Annotated in this window: 10 protein-coding genes; 3 read left to right on the plus strand and 7 right to left on the minus strand. The window is 75.7% G+C overall.

What is annotated here, in order from left to right; all coding sequences use genetic code 11:
• Positions 1 to 3: 3 nt before the first annotated feature.
• The 4 genes from J3P29_RS07520 to J3P29_RS07535 form a co-directional block, all read right to left on the minus strand.
• Positions 4 to 909, minus strand: coding sequence for a fatty acid desaturase (locus tag J3P29_RS07520; protein WP_210492442.1), 906 nt, complete (start codon positions 907 to 909; stop codon positions 4 to 6).
• On the minus strand, positions 906 to 1,565 hold the full coding sequence (locus J3P29_RS07525) for a TetR/AcrR family transcriptional regulator (protein WP_210492443.1): 660 nt from the start codon (positions 1,563 to 1,565) through the stop codon (positions 906 to 908). Before J3P29_RS07525 ends, J3P29_RS07520 begins: the two co-directional genes overlap by 4 nt.
• Before the next feature lie 1,156 nt (positions 1,566 to 2,721).
• Positions 2,722 to 5,295, minus strand: a complete 2,574-nt coding sequence (locus J3P29_RS07530; RefSeq protein ID WP_210492444.1) for a DEAD/DEAH box helicase — start codon at positions 5,293 to 5,295, stop codon at positions 2,722 to 2,724.
• An 84-nt stretch (positions 5,296 to 5,379) separates the two neighbouring features.
• Complete coding sequence (locus J3P29_RS07535) at positions 5,380 to 6,378, minus strand: iron-siderophore ABC transporter substrate-binding protein (RefSeq protein ID WP_210492445.1); 999 nt, start codon at positions 6,376 to 6,378, stop codon at positions 5,380 to 5,382.
• 145 nt (positions 6,379 to 6,523) lie between these two features.
• Here J3P29_RS07535 and J3P29_RS07540 point away from each other — a divergent pair, with 145 nt between their 5' ends.
• Complete coding sequence (locus J3P29_RS07540) at positions 6,524 to 7,363, plus strand: hypothetical protein (protein ID WP_210492447.1); 840 nt, start codon at positions 6,524 to 6,526, stop codon at positions 7,361 to 7,363.
• Positions 7,360 to 7,671 (plus strand): hypothetical protein, encoded by a 312-nt coding sequence (locus J3P29_RS07545; protein WP_210492448.1) that lies wholly within the window; start codon positions 7,360 to 7,362, stop codon positions 7,669 to 7,671. The genes J3P29_RS07540 and J3P29_RS07545 overlap by 4 nt, the downstream gene beginning before the upstream one ends.
• Positions 7,672 to 7,705: 34 nt before the next feature.
• Here the strand turns inward: J3P29_RS07545 and J3P29_RS07550 are convergent, their stop codons facing one another.
• The 3 genes from J3P29_RS07550 to J3P29_RS07560 are packed head-to-tail and all read right to left on the minus strand — an operon-like array spanning position 7,706 to position 9,290.
• The gene (locus J3P29_RS07550; RefSeq protein ID WP_210492449.1) at positions 7,706 to 8,233 is read right to left on the minus strand and encodes a tail fiber protein; all 528 of its coding nucleotides are present in this window, start codon (positions 8,231 to 8,233) and stop codon (positions 7,706 to 7,708) included.
• A 42-nt stretch (positions 8,234 to 8,275) separates the two neighbouring features.
• Entirely contained in the window at positions 8,276 to 8,797 is a 522-nt protein-coding gene (locus J3P29_RS07555) for a tail fiber protein (protein WP_210492450.1), read from the minus strand.
• Between the two features lies 1 nt (position 8,798).
• On the minus strand, positions 8,799 to 9,290 hold the full coding sequence (locus tag J3P29_RS07560) for a tail fiber protein (protein ID WP_210492451.1): 492 nt from the start codon (positions 9,288 to 9,290) through the stop codon (positions 8,799 to 8,801).
• Positions 9,291 to 9,453: 163 nt separating this feature from the next.
• Between J3P29_RS07560 and J3P29_RS07565 the strand changes: the two genes are divergently transcribed.
• Positions 9,454 to 18,297, plus strand: a complete 8,844-nt coding sequence (locus tag J3P29_RS07565; protein ID WP_210492452.1) for a tandem-95 repeat protein — start codon at positions 9,454 to 9,456, stop codon at positions 18,295 to 18,297.
• Positions 18,298 to 18,426: the final 129 nt, after the last annotated feature.

The raw sequence follows: 18,426 nt of genomic DNA on the forward strand, positions 1-18,426 counted from the left end.
CGGTCAGTGGTCGTGGTCCAGGCGGCGCAGCTCACGCAGCTCGGCGGCGGTCACCGGCCGGCCGCGCGGGTCGGCGAGCGCGGGGTCGTTGGCCAGGTACGCGTCCTCGCTGCGCCGCCAGACCGCGACGTAGCGGTGGAACGGGATCACGGGGTGCAGGTGATGGACCAGGTGGTAGTTCTGGTACAGCATCAGCGGCGTCAGCAGCCGCTCCAGCCCCACGATGTTGCGCGTCGTGCGGAAGCGGTCCGTCCGCGCGGTGTCGTGCAGCCCGTGGTGGGGGAGCCAGTCGAACGACCACGCGAGCAGGAACAGCGCGATCCGTCCCGGCAACACGACGAGGACCAGCAGGTCCAGGCCGTGACCCGTGGCGACGAGCGCGGCGAAGACGGCCAGCACCAGCGTCGTCGAGACCGCGAGCTCGCGCCGCTCCGCCGCGGGCCGGGCGTGCAGCCGCGGCAGGTAGAAGCGCAGGTACTGCAGGTCGATCGTCGCCCAGCGCAGCGGCAGCAGCAGCGCCGGCCCGGACTGCGTGTAGTGGTCCGGGTCGGAGCCGTCCGTGTGGTTCGTGAACCGGTGGTGCTGCATGTGGATGAAGCGAAACATCGAGAACCCGCCGACCACGACGAAGAACGGCAGCGCCACGCGGCCGAGCCAGCGGTTGACCGCCGAGCTGGACGACGCCGCCGAGTGGCTGGCCTCGTGTGCGACGGTGAAGAAGAGGAACGCCGCGACGCCGTTGGTCAGGGTGCTCAGGGGCCACGGCCACGTGCCGGTCACGGCGAGCGCGATCCCGGCCGCGTAGAGCGCCGCCGCGCCGGCGAAGACCCCCAGGACCGGCCAGGACAGGAGCGGGATCGGCTCGTCGGGCCGGGGGATCGTGGTGATGCGGTCGGCGGTGGCGCTCATGGGGCCTCGGGCGTGCTCGTGACGGGGGCGGCGCGGTCGAAGATCCGCGACAGGTGGGCGACGAGCTGGGCGCGCTCGACGACGATCTCGCCGCGGACGTGGGCGACGAGCAGCTCGATGGCGGCGCCCATCAGGGCGCGCGCGGTCAGCTCGGTGTCGAGCGGCGGCGGGGCGGCGTCGCCGAGGATCGCCCGGCCCGCGTCGCGGAACAGGTCGCTCAGGCGCCGCAGCAGCTCGCGCCGGCGCTCCTCGAACTCCGGGCCGACGCCGACCGTCTCGACCAGCAGCACCCGGGCGCGGCGCGGGTCGTCGACGAGCGCGGCGACGAACGCCCCGAACGCGTCGCGCGCCACGGCCTCGACGCCACGGTCGAGGTCGCGCAGCTCGGGCGCCAGCGCCGCGAAGGCGTCGTCGACGATCCGCTCCGCGACCGCGAGCAGCAGCGCCTCGCGGTTGGCGAACGCGGCGTAGAAGTAGCGGCGCGTCAGGCCGGCGGTGGCGCAGACGTCGGCGACCGTCCCGCCGGCGTACCCGACGGTGCCGAACACCTCGAGGCCCGCCTGCAGCAGGCGCTCGCGGCGGTCGGCGACGCGGTCGTCGGCGCTGACGCCGCGCCAGGGGCGGGAGGGCAGGCGGTCGGTGGACGGCGTCGGCACGGGCGCGAGCCTAGAACCGGGAACACGCGCGTGTCAACTTTGGGGGGGCGGGATGGGCGGCCCGCGCTGTCGGACGGCGGAGCGGCGGGGCGGCGGCACGGGCCGGACGGCCCTGGTGCGGCGGCGCGGCGGGGGGCCGACGGCCTCGCGGGCCGGGCACCGCGCTGCCGGCGTCCCTCCGGTGAGGTGCGGTGAGCGAGGCGAGGCGAGGCGCGTTGGCCGTGAGCCGAGCGCGTTGGCCGTGAGCCGAGGCGGGATGGCCGTGAGGCGAGGCGCGTTGGCCGTGAGGCGAGGCGCGTTGGCCGTGAGCCGAGGCGGGATGGCCGTGAGGCGAGGCGCGATGGCCGTGAGGCGAGGCGCGTTGGCCGTGAGCCGAGGCGGGATGGCCGTGAGGCGAGGCGGGATGGCCGTGAGGCGAGGCGGGATGGCCGTGAGGCGAGGCGGGATGGCCGTAAGGCGAGGCGGGATGGCCGTAAGGCGAGGCGGGATGGCCGTAAGTCGAGGCGGATTCCGCTGGTGAGGCGGATACCGGTTCGCCAGCAGCCGCTTTCCGCCTCACCAGCGTTTCCCGCCTCACCTCGGCCGCAACCCGCCTCACCCCGGCCGCGTCCCGCCTCACCACGGCCGCGTCCCGCCTCACCACGGCCGCACCCGCCTCGCCCGGCCCGTTCCCTCCTCACCTTCGCCGCGTCCCGCCGCACCTCGGCCGCGTCCCGCCTCACCCGGCCCCTTCCCTCCTCACCTTGGCCGCGTCCCGCCGCACCTCGGCCGCACCCGCCGCGCGAGGGCCGCGTCCCGCCTCACCACGGCCGCAACCCGCCGCACCTCGGCCGCTCCCGCCGCGCGAGGGCCGCGTCCCGCCTCACCCTGACCGCAACCCGCCGCACCTCGGCCGCACCCGCCGCGCGAGGGCCGCAACCCGCCGCACCTCGGCCGTCTCCCGCCGCACCTCGGCGGCAGCGCGCGTCGGGCCTCGCCTCGGCTCGACCGCAGCCGAACTCGGCTCGGCCGCCTCAACGCGAGAGCCGTCGGGACGCGTGCCGCACGCACCGCGTCCGTCCCCGCCTTCGCGGGACGCCTCCGGCCCTCACGCACGGCCCCAGGTCGCGGCCCCAGGGGGCGGCCCCAGTGCCGGCCCGCGACGCGGGCCCGCCTCCTACAGCGCCCCGGTCCCGAAGGACCGGGTGCGGATGACCGGCTCGCCGGCCTCGTCGGAGGCGTCCAGGTCCACCTCGGCGACGAGCTGGAAGTCGCGGTTGTCGTCCGGGTCGTCGACGATCTGCCGGACGAGCCAGCGGCGCGCGCCCTCCGGGGCGTCCGGGCCGCCCGTCCGGTCGATCAGCAGCAGCTCGGGCGAGCGCGCGGCGGGGCCGGCGCCCAGCTCGTCGTACTCCGCCCAGTACGCGTCGAGGGCCTCGCGCCAGGCGGGCTCGCGCATCAGGATCCGGCCGGGCGGCTCGGTCAGGGCGGCCGCGGCAGCCTCGAGCTTCGCGAGCTCGTCGGCGCGGTCCCGGGCGGCCAGGCGCACGCGCAGGAACATCGCGTTGCGGACCATGACGGCGAAGGCGCGCTCGTTGCTCGTGATCGCGCGCGCCGGCGGGGGCGGGGCGCCCTGCTCCTCGCGGGCGGCGGCGTCCGACTCCGGGTTCGTCAGCGCCTCCCACTCGTCGAGCAGGCTCGAGTCCGTCTGGCGCACCGTCTCGCCGAGCCACTCGATGATCTCGTCGAGCTGCTCGGTGCGGACCTCCTGCGGCACGGTCTGCCGGAGGGCGCGATACGCGTCGCTCAGGTACCGCAGGACCAGGCCCTCGGAGCGCGACAGGCCGTAGTACGCGATGAACTCGGTGAACGTGCGCCCCCACTCGTACATGTCGCGCACGATCGACTTGGGGGAGAGGTCGGACTCGCGCACCCACGGGTGGGTCTCGCGGTACGTGCGCAGCGCGTCGGTGAGCGGCTCGGCGAGCGGCTTGGGGTAGGTGACGTCCTCGAGCAGCTCCATCCGCTCCTCGTACTCGATGCCCTCGGCCTTCATCGCCGCGACGGCCTCGGCCCGCGCCTTGTTCGCCTGCGCCATGAGCGCCGGGAACGGGTCGGAGAGGATCGCCTCGACGACGGAGAGGACGTCGAGCGCGTACGTCTCGGCTTCGGGGTTCAGCAGGTCGAACGCCACGAGGGCGAAGGACGCGAGCGGCTGGTTGAGGGCGAAGTTCTCCTGCAGGTCGACGGCCAGGCGGAGCGTGCGGCCGTCCTCGTCCGGCTCGTCCAGGCGCTCGAGCACGCCGGCCTCGAGCAGCTCGTCCGTCAGCTCCTGCGCCTGGGCGGCGAGGCGGCGCCGGCCCGCCTCGTCCTCGTGGTTGTCCTCCATGAGCGCTCGGAGCGTCTCGACCGGGTCGCCCTTCTGCCCGACGACGTTGAGGATCATCGCGTGGCTCACGCGCATGCGGGAGACGAGCGCCTCGGGCTCGGCGTTCTTCAGCCGCTCGAACGTCTCCTCGGTCCACGAGACCGCGCCCTCGGGCGGCTTCTTCGTCTGGACCTTGCGGCGCTTCTTCGGGTCGTTGCCGGCCTTCGCCAGCGCCTTGCGCCGCTCGATCACGTGCTCGGGCGCCTGGACGACGACGTAGCCCGCGGTGTCGAACCCGGCGCGGCCCGCGCGGCCCGCGATCTGGTGGAACTCGCGCGCCTTCAGGAGCCGGTGGCGGCTGCCGTCGTACTTCGCCAGGGCGGTGAAGACGACGGTGCGGATCGGGACGTTGATCCCGACGCCGAGCGTGTCGGTGCCGCAGATGACCTTCAGCAGCCCCGTCTGCGCGAGCTGCTCGACGAGCCGCCGGTAGCGCGGCAGCATCCCGGCGTGGTGGACGCCGATCCCCGCGCGCACGAGCTTGGACAGCGTGCGGCCGAACCCGGCGGTGAAGCGGAAGCCGCCGATCTTCTCGGCGATCAGGTCGCGCTCCTGCCGCGTGACGAGCTTGGCCGAGAGCAGCGACTGCGCGCGCTCCATCGCCGACGCCTGCGTGAAGTGCACCAGGTAGATCGGGGAGCGGTCCAGGTGCGTGAGCTCCTCGAGCAGGTCGTGCAGCGGCTCCTCGGACCACGAGTAGTTCAGGGGGACCGGCCGCTCGGCGTCGTCGACGAGGACCGTCTCGCGGCCCGTGCGGCGGGTCATGTCGGCCGAGATCCGCGAGACGTCGCCGAGCGTGGCCGACATGAGCAGGAACTGCGCCTGCGGCAGCTGCAGGATCGGCACCTGCCACGCCCAGCCGCGCTGCCCGTCGGCGTAGAAGTGGAACTCGTCCATCACCACCTGGCCGACGTCGGCGCGCGGGCCCTCGCGCAACGCGATGTTCGCCAGCACCTCGGCGGTGCAGCAGATGATCGGCGCGTCCGCGTTGACCGCCGCGTCGCCGGTCAGCATCCCGACGTTCTCGGCGCCGAAGACCTCGCACAGCGCGAAGAACTTCTCGGACACGAGCGCCTTGATCGGCGCGGTGTAGAACGTGACGCGGTCGTCCGCCAGGGCCGCGAAGTGCGCCGCGATCGCCACCATCGACTTGCCCGACCCCGTCGGCGTGGCGAGCACGACGTTGTTGCCGGAGAACAGCTCGATCGCCGCCTCCTCCTGGTGCGGGTACAGCTCGAGGCCCTGCTCCTGAGTCCACTCCACGAACGCCTCGTACAGGGCGTCCGGCGTGGGGTCGGCGGGACGGGCGGCGGTGAGGGACATGGGGGAGAGGGACGGTATCGGGCCGGTCCCCGCCGGCCCGTGCGGGTGCCGGCCGGAGGGGACGGCACCACCCGCGCGCGACCCTCAGCGCGTGCGCGTCGACGCCGCCATCTGCTTCAGGACCCCGTCGATGCCGTAGGGGATGCTCAGCACCGTGTTGAACGCGACCGCCGCACCGTACTGGGGGGCGTCGTAGTACGGCAGCTCGACGACGCGGCCCTCCTTGGCCACGTCGAGCCGCCGGAAGAGGGGCTTGGAGAGCAGCTTCCCCCGGGTGTTCCTGTCGGCGAGGACGAAGAGGTGGTCCACGTCGAGGAGGTCGAGCCGCTCGTCGCTGATCTCCGTCCCGAACTCGCCCTTCACGGCGCGCTCGATCGGCGCCGACGGGGCGAAGCCGAGCTCCTCGAGGAACTGGCCGCGGGGGTCGGTGGAGCCGAAGACGAACGTGTTCGTGCCGCTCGGGTCGACCATCGCGGCGGTCTTGCCACGGAACTCGGGGTGCTCCTTCCGGACCTGCGCGAAGCGGGCGTCCACCTTCGCGATCAGGGCCTCGGCCTGCTGCGTGCGTCCGACCGCCCTGGCGATCTCGCGGGTCTCCTCGCGCCACGGCATCGTGTACGGCTTGTGCTTCGCGCTCTGCGCGACCGTCGGGGCGATCTTCGTCAGCTTGTCGTAGTCGCCCTTCTTCAGGTCCTGGTACACGCCGAGGATCAGGTCGGGACGCGCCGCGGCGACGCGCTCGAAGTCGATGTCGAAGCCGCCGGTGCTGACGACCTTCGGCGGAGCGCCGCCCCAGTCCTCCCACGGCCACTTCGCGAACGTGCCCTGCCCGAACCAGTCCATGGCGCCAACGGCCTTGATGCCGAGGGCGAGCAGCGTGTCCTGGTCGCGGAGGCCGACGGCGACGACCCGGCGAGGCTCCTGCTCGATGGTGGTCGAGCCCCGCGCATGGGTGACGGTGACCGGGAAGGCGCCCGCCGCCGCGCCGGCGGAGGACGTCGTCGTCCCGTCGTCGCGGTCACCGCCGCAGCCGGCGAGGAGCAGGCCGACGAGGACCAGGAGAAGGACGCGTGGAAGGCGCATACGTAGGGCACCCTAACGGCAGCGGTGTCGTGGCGCGCTGCCGCTCGGCTCGCGCCGGGGCGCCGTCGGGGCGCGGCCCGCGCCCCACGACGTTCGCCGAGACCGCTGGCCCGGGCGGCGGCGGGCCGTCATCATCCCCCGGCCGATGCACGACGCTCCCCCCGCTCCTGGCCTGACCCGCCGCCGCCTGCTCGCCGCCGGGGGCGCAGGCGTGGCCGTCCTGCTCGCCCCGGGCGCGGCGCAGGCCGCGCCGCTGAGCGCCGAGCTCCGCCGCACGACCTGGGCCGGCCTGGCCGACGGCCGCGTGACGGCCACGGTCGCCGGGCGCTCCGTCGGCCTGGAGCTCGTCGAGGTCGCCGACCTGCCGATCGCCGCCGCCGTCCCCGCGCTGCGGGGCCACGACGGCGCGTTCGCCCTGCGCTTCGCCGGTCCCCCGGGGCTGCCCAGCGGCACGCACGGGCTGCACCACCCCGAGCTCGGCGCGTTCGCGCTGTTCGTCTCGCCCGTCGGCGCCGCGGGCGCCGCCCCCCGCTACGAGGCCGTCGTCGACCGCACGGTGCGGATCGCCGGCGTCAACGAGGAGGGCGTGCCGGCGGCTGTCGTGCCTCCCGCCCGGGCCGCCGCGCCCGCCGCGACGGCGCCCGCCCCCCTCGTCACGGCGTCCGGCGCAGCCGTCCCGGTCGCCGCTCCCCGTCGTCGCCCGCGCCTGCGCACGGTCGCGGTGCGCCGGGGTGGGGGACGGCGCGGCGCCGACGTCGACCTGGTCCTGACGGGCACGACCCCCGGCACCGTCGTCCGCGCCGTGCTGCTGCGGCGCGGCCACGCGGTCGCGCGGGCGGCGGCGCCGGTGCGGCACGGCGACGCGGTCCGGCTGCGGCTGCGGGCCGGCCGGGCCCTGGGCCGCGGGCGCTACGAGCTCGCGCTCGTCGTCGTCGACCGCGAGGGCCGCATCACGCGATTCCGCCGACAGGAGCGACTGGCATGAGAGACCTGGCGACGTTGACGGTGGAGGACTTCGCGCCCACCGTCGGCGACCTCTACCGGGTGACCGCCGGCCCCGAGGGCCGGTACGCGGAGGCGCTCGAGGTGCGGCTGGCCGCCGCAGAAGGCCGCGGCACCGCGCCGGCGCCGCTGCGCGATCCGTTCGCGCTGCTGTTCGAGGGGCCGCCCGCGACGGTCCTCGCGCAGGGCACCTACCTGCTCGCCCACGCGACCCTCGGGGAGCTGACGATCTTCCTCGTCCCCGTCGGACGCACCGACGAGGCGACGCGGTACGAGGCGATCTTCGCCTGACCGCACCCGCGCCGGCCCGGTCCGCCCGCGCCCGTCAGGGGCGCGGCGGGAAGACGCCCTGCAGCGCGATGCAGAAGTTCAGCGTCAGGTACGGCGACAGGTTGTTGTGCGGCAGCGAGCCGCCGCTGATCGCCAGCGCCTGCGGCGCCATGGTCACGAGCGGCGTGGCGGCGGCCGGGGCGTAGGGCGTGCCCGGGGCGCCGCGCGCCAGCACCCGGTCGGGGGTGGGGCTCTGCAGCTCGGCGTCGTCGTCCGAGGCCCGCACCGTGTGGGTGTGCACGGGGATCTCGGACTCCAGCAGCGTCACGGCCTGCTCGCCGGCCTGCTCGCCGAGGTCCCGCAGCGACAGGCCCGGGCCCTGGCCCGCGTGCATCGCGGCCTGGCCCTGCAGGTTCGGCAGGGCGAAGGTCGACTTGCCGTTGCCGCCGTACGTGGTGCCCAGCAGCGAGAAGAGGGCGGTGTTCTGCGAGATCGGCAGGAGCTGCCCGGCGCACACCGCCCACCCCTTCGGGGCGAAGTTGAACGGGAAGACGCGGATCTCGGCGACGAAGGGATCGGCCATGGCGGACGGGAGGACGCGGTCCTCAGCGATCGACGGGGGCGCTCATGTCTGGGAGGGGAAGATGCCGTAGAGCGAGATGATGTAGCTCAGCGTCAGCGTCGGCATGACGTTGTCGTGCGGCTGCGATCCGCCGACGGGTCCGGCGGTCGCGGGCGGCAGGTCCGTCGTGGTGCCGTCGCGCAGGTACATCGTCACGTCCGGCGAGGCGCCGAGGACCGCGTTCTGCGGCGAGATCGCCACTCCCGGGCCCGTCGACGCGGTGAGCGCGTGGCTGTGCGACGGCAGCTGCGGCACCGTGAGCGTCACGTCCTCGACGCCCGCGGCCTCGCCGATCACGTAGCTCTGCAGCCCCGGCCCCTGACCCATGTGGAGCGGCACGCGCCCGCGCAGGTCCGGCAGCCCGAAGGTCTCCTGTCCGTCCCCGCCGTAGGTCGTGCCGATGAGCTGGAAGAGGACCTCGTTGTCGGCGATCTGCATGAGCTGGCCGTCGCAGAACGCCCAGCTGGCGGGGGCGAAGTTGCCGGCGAAGAGCCGGATCTCTCCGACGTAGGGCTGCGCGCACATGTCAGTTCGGGGAGGGGAAGATGCCCTGGAGCGCGATGCACCAGGTCAGGACGAGGTAGGGCTGGCGGTTCTCGTGGGCCTGGCCGCCGCCGGCGGAGGTGACCGACGCGGGGCTCAGCGCGGTGAGCGCGTCGGCCGGGCGGTAGACGTTGTTGGCGCCCGCCAGGAGGCCCGGGGCGGCCTGGGTGCCGCGGGCCGACGTGGCCGTGGCCGGGTGCGTGTGCTGCGGCATCTCGGCGACCGTCACCGTGTGGGCCTCCTCGCCGCCGCGCTGACCGAGGACGAAGTCGGTCGCCTGGCTCACGGGCGTGCGGCCGCGCAGGTCGGGGAGGGCGAAGTTCGTCTGCCCGTTGCCGCCGTACGTCGTCCCGAGCAGCGCGAACAGCGCCTGGTTCTGGTTGATCGGGAGCAGCTGCCCGTTGCAGAGCGCCCAGCCCTTCGGCGCGAAGTTGAAGCTCATGAGCCGCAGCTCGGAGAGGAAGGGCTCGGCCATCGCGGGACCGACCCTACACGGGCGGCGGACAGCCACCCACCATTTGTCCAATCGGCCGCCGAGCCGCCGTACGCCGCTTGGTGTACGGGCGTATCCGCTGTACGCTCGCCGCCGCAGCGGTGGCGGGCCCGTGCCCGATGCGCCGGGATCCTGCGTCCGCCCCATGCTCTCACCGTCCCGTTCCGCCCTCGCCGTCCTGGCGCTGGCCTCCACGCTCGTCGCGGCGCACCGCCCAGCGGACGCGTCGGCCGCGGTGACGGCCCGCGCGGCGTCGGCGAAGGCCGTCTCGGCGCTCGGCGTGCGCACGGGCCACGCCCCCGTCATCGTCTTCCGCCAGCCGCGGGTGGTCCCGGCCGGCACCGCGATCGGGCAGGCGGGCGAGGCGAGCGCCGCGCGGCGCGGACGCCGGCCCGGGGACGCCCGGCTGCGGCGCGCCGGCGTGACGGTGGCGAGCGCGCCGACGGTGGCGCGCACGGGCGGCGAGCCGGCCTGGCTGTTCTACGAGGACCGGGCGCCGTACCAGGCGTACCAGCACCGCGGGCGCGTCGTCCTGGTCGGGCAGCGCACCGGCCGCGTGACGGTGACGCGCACGCTGTCGTGGCCGCCGCTCGTCGCCGGGCGCCTGCCGGTCTTCCTCGACGGCTACCGCGCCTACCGCACCGCGCGCTACCGCGTCTTCCAGCGCTCGTGGCGCCTGCGCGGCGCGGCGCCCGCGGCCGGGGCCCGGTCCGCGGGCGGGCTCCTCGCGCGCCCGCTCGCGTCGGCGAGCGCGGCCCTGCGCGCCGTCTCCGGCGGCACCCCGGCGGCGCCGGGACGCGCCGACGCGACGCCGGCGTACGCGCCGAGCAAGCAGGCGGCCGACGCGCTCGCGGCCGAGGGCTCCTGCGCGATCCGCATCAGCGACACGCTCGGGTCCTTCTACGACGCCGGGCCCGTCGACCGCACCCGCGCGCAGCTCGGCATCGCGTTCGGCCGCCTGGCCGACCTGAACCCCGGCTTCCACACCTCGCGCTACCGCTCCGCCGACGGCCTGACGCCGCAGGCGTACGTCGCGCGGCAGATCCGGCGCGACGGCTGCAAGGACGTCCTGCTGTACCTGGCGGGCGGCGGGTACGCCGGCGGCGCCCCGGCGGTCAACGTCGGGACCCGCGGCCGCGCGGACGGCCGCGTCGAGCAGCAGGTGGTCACGGCCGCCGCGCTCCGCGGCGTCCTGCGCGCGCACCGCACGGTGACGTTCAAGGTGCTGGTCGACGCCCCGTACTCCGGCGCGCTGCTGCCGGTGCTCCGCGCCGAGCCCAACCTGGTGCTGTTCGCGTCCTCCTCGGGGGCCGACCAGGGGAGCTTCACCGCGCTCTCCGACGTGCGCGACGCGTCGGGCGACGCCGTCCGCAACGCCTACAACGCGCGGGGGCACCTCGAGTTCACCAACCGGCAGCTCGCCGGCCTGCGGTGCTTCCTCTCGGACCCCGACGAGGTCGCGGCCGGCGTGCGCGCGAAGGCGGAGGGCCGCACGCGCTCGTTCCTGGCGTGGATGCTCGCCCGCTCGCTCACCCTCTGCACCGACGGCAACCTGACCGACCTGATCGACGGCGCGCCGCGACCGGTCATCGACGTCGACGGCGGCATCCCGACGGGCCCGACCCGCCCGACGCCGGCGCCCGGGCCGGCCGGGCCGGGGAACCGCGCGCCGGTGGCCGTCGGCGAGACCCTCGCCACGCCCGAGGACACCGCGGTGGCGCTCGCGCTCGCCGGCACGGACCCCGACGGCGACCGGCTGACGTCGACGATCGTCGACGGTCCGCGGCACGGCACGCTGAGCGGCGACGCCGCGTCCCGCGTCTACACCCCCGCACGGGACTTCCACGGCCGCGACAGCTTCACCTTCACCGTGTCCGACGGCGCGGCGACGTCCGCGCCCGCGACGGTCGCGATCGACGTGGCGCCCGTGGACGATGCGCCGACCGTCACCCTGGGCGCCGACCCGACGACGTTCGCCGAGGGCGGCGCGCCCGTCGCCGTCGATCCCGGCCTGCGGGTCGCCGACGTCGACGACGAGACGCTCGACGGCGCGACCCTGCGGATCGGCGACGGCCACGACGCCGACGTCGACGCGCTGCTCTTCGCCGACACCGACGCGATCCGCGGCGCCTTCGACGCGGCGACGGGCGAGCTGCGCCTGACGGGCACGGCCCCGGTGGCGGCGTACGAGGCGGCGCTGCGCAGCGTCCGCTTCCGCACCACCGGCCCCGATCCGTCCGGGGCGACGCGCCGGATCGCCGTGACCGTCACCGACGGCGAGCTGGCGAGCGAGCCGGCGGTCCGCGCCGTCGTGGTCGCGACGGTCAACGACGCGCCGGTGCTCGCCGGCGGCGGCACGACGGCGACGTACACGGAGGACGACGACGCCGTCGCCGTGGCCCCCGCCGTCACCGTCACCGACCCCGACAGCCCCCAGCTCGCCCGCGCCACGGTGCGCATCGCCGCCGGACTCGTGGCCGCCGAGGACCGGCTGGAGTACGCGGCGCAGGACGGGATCGCCGGCGCCTACGACGCGCAGAGCGGCACGCTCACGCTGACCGGCGCGGCGCCCCTCGCCGCCTACCAGGCCGCCCTGCGACGGGTGCGGTACCGCGACGCGAACGGCGGCGACCCGGCCACCGCCGCCCGGACCGTCAGCCTGACGGTCGACGACGGGGCCGCGCAGAACGCGACGAGCGCCGCCGAGACCACCACCGTCCAGGTCGTGCCCGTCAACGACGCGCCGTCCGTCGCCGCCGGCGGCGTGGCGTCGCGCTTCACCGAGGGCGGCGCGCCCGTCCCGGTCGACCCCGGCGTGACCGTCGCCGACGTCGACGACGCGCAGCTGCGCGGCGCGACGGTCCGCATCACGGGCGGCGGCACGGCCGCCGAGGACGTGCTCGCCCTGCCGGCCACGCCCGGGCTCTCCGGCGCCTACGACGCGGCCACCGGCACGCTGACGGTGACGGGCACCGCGACCGTCGCGGCGTACCAGGCCGCCCTGCGGTCCGTGACGTACGCGAACGCGAACGACGCCGACCCGTCGGCCGCCCGCCGCACGCTCGCGTTCCGGGTCACCGACGGTGACGCGGGCGCGGCCCCCGCCGACGCCGCCGTCGACGTGGTGCCGGTCAACGACGCGCCCGTCCTGGGCGGCGGCGGCACCACCGTGACGTTCGCGGAGGACGACGCCGACGGCGTCGTCCTGCACCCCGGCGTGACGGTCGACGACGTCGACAGCCCGACCCTCTCGTCGGCGACCGTGACGATCGCGTCGGGCCTCGTGGCGGCCGAGGACCGCCTGGAGGTCGCCGACGGCGACGGCATCACCGGCACGTACGACGCCGCGACCGGCACGCTCACGCTGACGGGCGTCGCCACGCAGGCGGCGTACCAGGCCGCGCTGCGCCGCGTGCGGTACCGCAACGCGAACACGGCGAACCCGTCGGCGGCCCGGCGCACGGTGCAGCTCCGCGTCGACGACGGCGCGGCGGCGAGCAACGTCAGCACGGCGATCGTCACGAACGTCGACGTCGATCCCGTGAACGACGCGCCGACCGTCGCGGCCGGCGGCGGCAGCCCCGTCTTCACCGAGGGCGGCGCCCCCGTCGTCGTCGACCCGGGCGCGACCGTCGCCGACGTCGACGACGCACAGCTCGTCGGCGCCACGGTGACGATCGGCGCCGGGTTCGACCCGTCGGAGGACGTGCTGGCGTACGTCGCGGACGACGGCATCACCGGCGCGTACCAGGCCGGCACCGGCGTGCTGCGCCTGACCGGCACCGCCTCCGTCGCGGCGTACCAGGCGGCCCTGCGCCGCGTCACCTACGCCGACGCGGACGGGGACGACCCCTCGGGCGCGGACCGGACCGTCACGTTCGTCGTCGACGACGGCACCGACGCCAGCGCCGCCGCGACCACGACGGTCCGCGTGCAGCCCGTCAACGACGCGCCCGTCGCGGCCACCACCGCCGGCGCGACCCCGTTCGTCGAGGACGGCGGGGCCGTCGTCGTGGACGGCGGCGTGACCCTGTCCGACGTCGACGACGCCACGCTCAGCGGCGCCACCGTCACCCTGGGCGGCGGCGCGCTCGGCCTGCCGGCCCGCGGCACGCTCGCCTTCTCCGGCTCCAGCGCGATCACCGGGGTCTTCGACCCGTTGACCGGCGTCCTCACCCTGACCGGCGACGCCACCGTGGCGGCGTACCAGGCGGCGCTGCGCGCGGTGCGGTTCGACGACGCGGACGACGCGCCCGACACCACGCCGCGGAGCGTCGCCTTCCGCGTCACCGATCGCGGCGGCGCGACCAGCGCCGCGGCGACGAAGGTCGTCACGGTCGCTCCGACGAACGACGCCCCGCGCGTGACCGCCGGCGGCACCGCCGCCGAGTTCACCGAGGCCGGGGATCCCGTCGCGGTCGACGCCGGAGTGACGGTCAGCGACCCCGACGACGCGACGCTGACCGCCGCCACCGTCTGCCTGTGCGCCAACTTCGTCGCCGGCGAGGACGTCCTCGACTATGACGCCGGCGACTCCGGCATCACCGGGGCGTACGACGCCGCGACCGGCCGGCTGACGCTGACCGGCACCGCGAGCGTCGCGGCGTACCAGGCGGCGCTGCGCCGGGTGACGTACCGCAACACGTCCGCCGAGCCGTCGACGGCCGACCGCACGGTGCGCACCACCGTCTCGGACGGCTCCGCGACGAGCGCGGCCGCGACGGCCACCGTGCGCGTGAAGGCGGTCAACACGGCCCCGACGCTCAGCGGCGGCGGCAGCACCGTCGCGTACACCGAGGACGACCCGCCGACCATCGTCGGCGGCGGGCTGGTCGTCACCGACCCGGACGACACGCAGCTCGACGGCGCCCGCGTCGCCATCACGTCCGGCCTGGTCGCCGGCGAGGACCGCCTGCGCTTCACCGACGCCGCCGGGATCACGGGGACGTACGACGCCGCCACCGGCGTGCTCGCGCTGACCGGCAAGGCGTCCCTCGCGGCGTACCAGAGCGCCCTGCGCGCCGTCCGCTACGAGAACGTCAACGGCACGGCGCCCGCCACCGCGCCGCGCACCGTGGCCTTCACCGTCTTCGACGGCGACGACACGAGCGCTGCGGCCGAGACGACCGTCACCGTCGCCTCGCGCCCCGACGCGCCCGTCCTGACCGCCGGCACCGGCAACGTCCGCACCTTCGTCGAGGGCGGCAGCCCGGTCGCGGTGGACGACGCCCTGACGGTCGCCGACGTCGACAGCGCGCAGCTGTCGGGCGCGACCGTCTCGATCACGGCCGGGTTCTCGGCGACCGAGGGCGACCAGCTCGTCTTCGTCAACCAGGACGGCATCACCGGCAGCTACGCCGCCGGCACGGGGGTCCTGACCCTGTCGGGCGACGCGTCCGTGGCCACCTACCAGTCGGCGCTGCGCAGCATCCGCTTCGCCAACACGAGCGACGCGCCGACCGCGTCGCGCACCGTCACGTTCGTCGCGCGCGACGACACGGCGACCGCGAGCGCCCCGGCGACCCACGCCGTCACGTTGCAGGGCGTCAACGACGCCCCGACCCTGTCGGGCGGCGGGGCCCTGGCGTACACCGAGAACGACGCGGCCACGGCCGTCTCGCCCGCCCTGGCGGTCGCCGACCCCGACAGCGCCGACCTCGCCGGCGCGCGCGTCGCCATCACCGGCGGGCTGCACGCCGCGGAGGACCGGCTGTCCCTCACCGCCCAGGGCGGCGTCACCGGCAGCTACGACGCCGCCACCGGCGTCCTGACGCTGTCGGGCACCGCGAGCGTCGCGACGTACCGGACGGTGCTGCGGAGCGTCGCGTACCGCAACCTCTCCGACGCCCCGTCGGCCGATCGCCGCACCCTGACGTACGAGGTGACGGACACGGGCACGCCCGGCCTGCAGGCGACCACGACCGCGACGGTCGACGTGACGCCCGTCAACGACGCGCCCGCGACCGTCGCCGACAGCGACTCCGCCGTCGGCAACACCCGCCTGGTGCGCGGCGTCTCGGCCCCGGCCGGCGAGCCCGCGCGCACCAGCGTGCAGGGCGACGTCCTGGAGAACGACACGGACGTCGACGGGCCCGACCCGCTGACCGTGGACGTGGCGGGCTCGTCGACGACCTCGGCGCAGGGCGGCACGGTGACGTGGCAGGCCGACGGCACGTTCTCGTACCTGCCGCCGGCCGGCTACACCGGCAGCGACACGCTGACCTACCGCGCGTCCGACGGCGAGGGGACGTCGCTCGGCACGGTCACCGTGACCGTGTCGGGGCGCGTCTTCTACGTCCGCAACACCGCCCCGGGCGGCGGCACGGGTCGCTCGAGCGACCCGTTCGCGACGCTCGCCGCGGCCGACAGCGCGGCGAACGCCTCCGGCGATCGCATCTTCGTCTTCCGCGGCGACGGCACCACCTCGGGCCTGACCGGCGGCGTGACCCTGCAGAGCGGGCAGCGGCTGCTCGGCGCCACGCAGGACCTGCAGATCGGGGGCGACACCCTGCTCGGCGGCACGCCGTCCGAGCGGCCCAGCATCGCCGGCACGGTGGCGCTCGACAGCGGCAACGTCGTCGCCGGCCTGACGGTCACCGGGAACGCCGGCGGCGCGATCGTGGGCGGCACCGGCGACGCCGGCGGCACCCTGAGCGACCTGCGGATCACCGGCAGCGGTGGCGCCGGGATCAGCCTCAACGGCACCTCGGGCAGCTGGGACGTCGCCGACACGACCGTCCAGGCCTCCGGCGGCGACGGCATCGTGCTGACGAACGCCGGCACCGTCCGCTTCGCCTCTGCGGGCACGATCACGAGCAGCACCACGAACGGCCGGGGCCTGACGGTCACCGGGACGGCGCTCTCCGGCACGGTCGACGCCGTGTCCGTGGCGAGCTCGCCGACCTCGGGCGTCGCGCTCACGAGCACCACCGGCGCGCTCACGCTCACCGACCTGTCGCTGACGACCACCGGCACGGGTCTCGACCTGGACAACGCCAGCGACATCCTCGTGCCGGCCTCCGGCACCGCGACGATCACGGCGGGCGGTCCGGCCGTCGACCTGAGCAGCGACGCGGGCACGCCCGCGGTGCCGCCCGCCGTCGCCCTGGACTCCGCCAGCTCGAGCGGCGGCGCGTTCGGCGTCCGGATCGCGAACGTCGGCGCCGGCACGTTCTCCGCGCCCGCCGGCACGCTCTCCGGCCACACGACCGCCGAGCTGTCCGTGACCGGCGGCAGCGGCGACGTCTCCTACGGAGGCACGATCGGCAACGGCTCCGGCCTGAGCGCCCGGGTCGACAGCCGCACCGGCGGCACCGTCGCCGTCAGCGGCGACGTGAACGACACGTCCGACGCCGGCGGCGGGGTGGCGATGACCGGCAACACCGGCGGCGCGACGCGCTTCACCGGCGCCACGAAGACGCTGAACACGGGCGCCCAGAACGCGGTCGACCTGAGCTACGCGGGCGACCACGAGGTGACGTTCACCGGCGGCGGGCTCGACGTCGACACCACGTCGGGCACCGGCCTGCGCGCGACCACGGGCAACGCCCGCGGCCTGCTCGCCGTCACCGGCGACGGCAACACGATCACCAGCACCGCCGGGGCGGCGCTCGACGTCGACGGCCCGGACGTGACGAGCGCCGGCCTGACGTTCGCGTCGCTGCGCTCGACGGGCGCCGCGTCCTCGGGCGTGCGTCTGCAGGACACGGGCACGGCCGGCGGCCTCACCGTGACCGGCACACCCACGTCGTCGCCGACCGTCGGCAGCGGCGGCGCGGTGACGAGCTCCGCCGGCCCGGGCGTGGCGCTGGCCAACGCGACGGGCGTCGCGCTCGCGGCCTTCGACGTGACCGGCAGCGGCGACGACGGCCTGCGGGCGACGAACGTCGACGGCCTGCAGCTGACGTACGGCTCGCGGATCACGAACAACGGCAACGCCGACGACGAGCGCGGCGTCGACCTGACCGAGATGTCGGGCACCGTCGCCCTGCAGGGCGCGACCGTCACCGGCAGCCACGACGACAACGTCGCCGTCGTCAACGACGCCCGCACGCTGTCCAACCTGCTCGTCCAGGGCGGCACGATCGGGACGAACGACGCGACGACCGGCGAGGACGGCATCCGCATCGAGAACCAGGGGACCGGCGACACCACCGCCGCGATCCGCGGCGTGACGTTCGACCGCAACCGCGGCGACCACATCCAGGTGACGACCGACGGCTCGACGTCCGCCACGCAGAACGTGACGATCCAGAGCAACACGCTGCGCGGCGACGGCAACCAGGCGTCCCCGGTCACCGTCGGCGGCGGCATCACGATCAACCCGGCGGGGTCGGGGACGACGACCGCGACCGTCCTCGGCAACGACATCGAGCGCTCGTCGGCCTCGGCCATCGTCGTGAACGCCCCCGCGTCGGCCACGCGGACCGTCCGCGCGACCGTCCAGGGCAACGACATCGGCACGGCCGGCGAGGAGGGCTCCGGCTCGGCCACCGGCGACGGCATCTACGTCAACGGTCACGGCGCCAGCCGCATCCTCGCCCTCGTGCAGAACAACACGGTCCGGCGCTTCACCTCGTCGGGCATCTCGGTCGTCCAGAACGACGGTGCGGGCGGGGTCGACGCGACGGTCGTCGGCAACACGGTGGCCGAGGCCAACGCGAACGCCTCGAGCGGCCTGCGGGTCGTGGCCGGCAGCGACGTGCCCGACACCGCGGACTCGTGCATCGACCTCGGGGGCGCCGGCGGGCTGCGCAACCTGCTCTCGGGCGCGGGCGTCAGCGGCCCCGAGCTGCGCATGTCGATGCGCGGCGGCCCGAACAACACCGTGCGGCTGCCGGGGTACGCCGGGGGCGTGAACGACAGCGCGGCGGTCGCGACCTACCTGGCCGGCCGCAACGGCGTGAGCGCGGCGAACAAGGTCGTGACGTCGCAGATCGACACGACGCAGCGCTGGGTGGGGCAGAGCCCGACCTGCCCGCAGCCGTAGGACGGACGGCGGGCCGGCGGGGGGCCCCCCCCCGGGGGCGCCGGGGCGCCCCCCCCCCCCCCGCGGGCCCCCCCCCCGCCCCCCCCCCCCCGCGGCCCGGGGCCACCCGCCGCCACCACCAGGCACCCA

This window comes from Patulibacter sp. SYSU D01012, from assembly GCF_017916475.1.
Lineage (GTDB): Bacteria > Actinomycetota > Thermoleophilia > Solirubrobacterales > Solirubrobacteraceae > Patulibacter.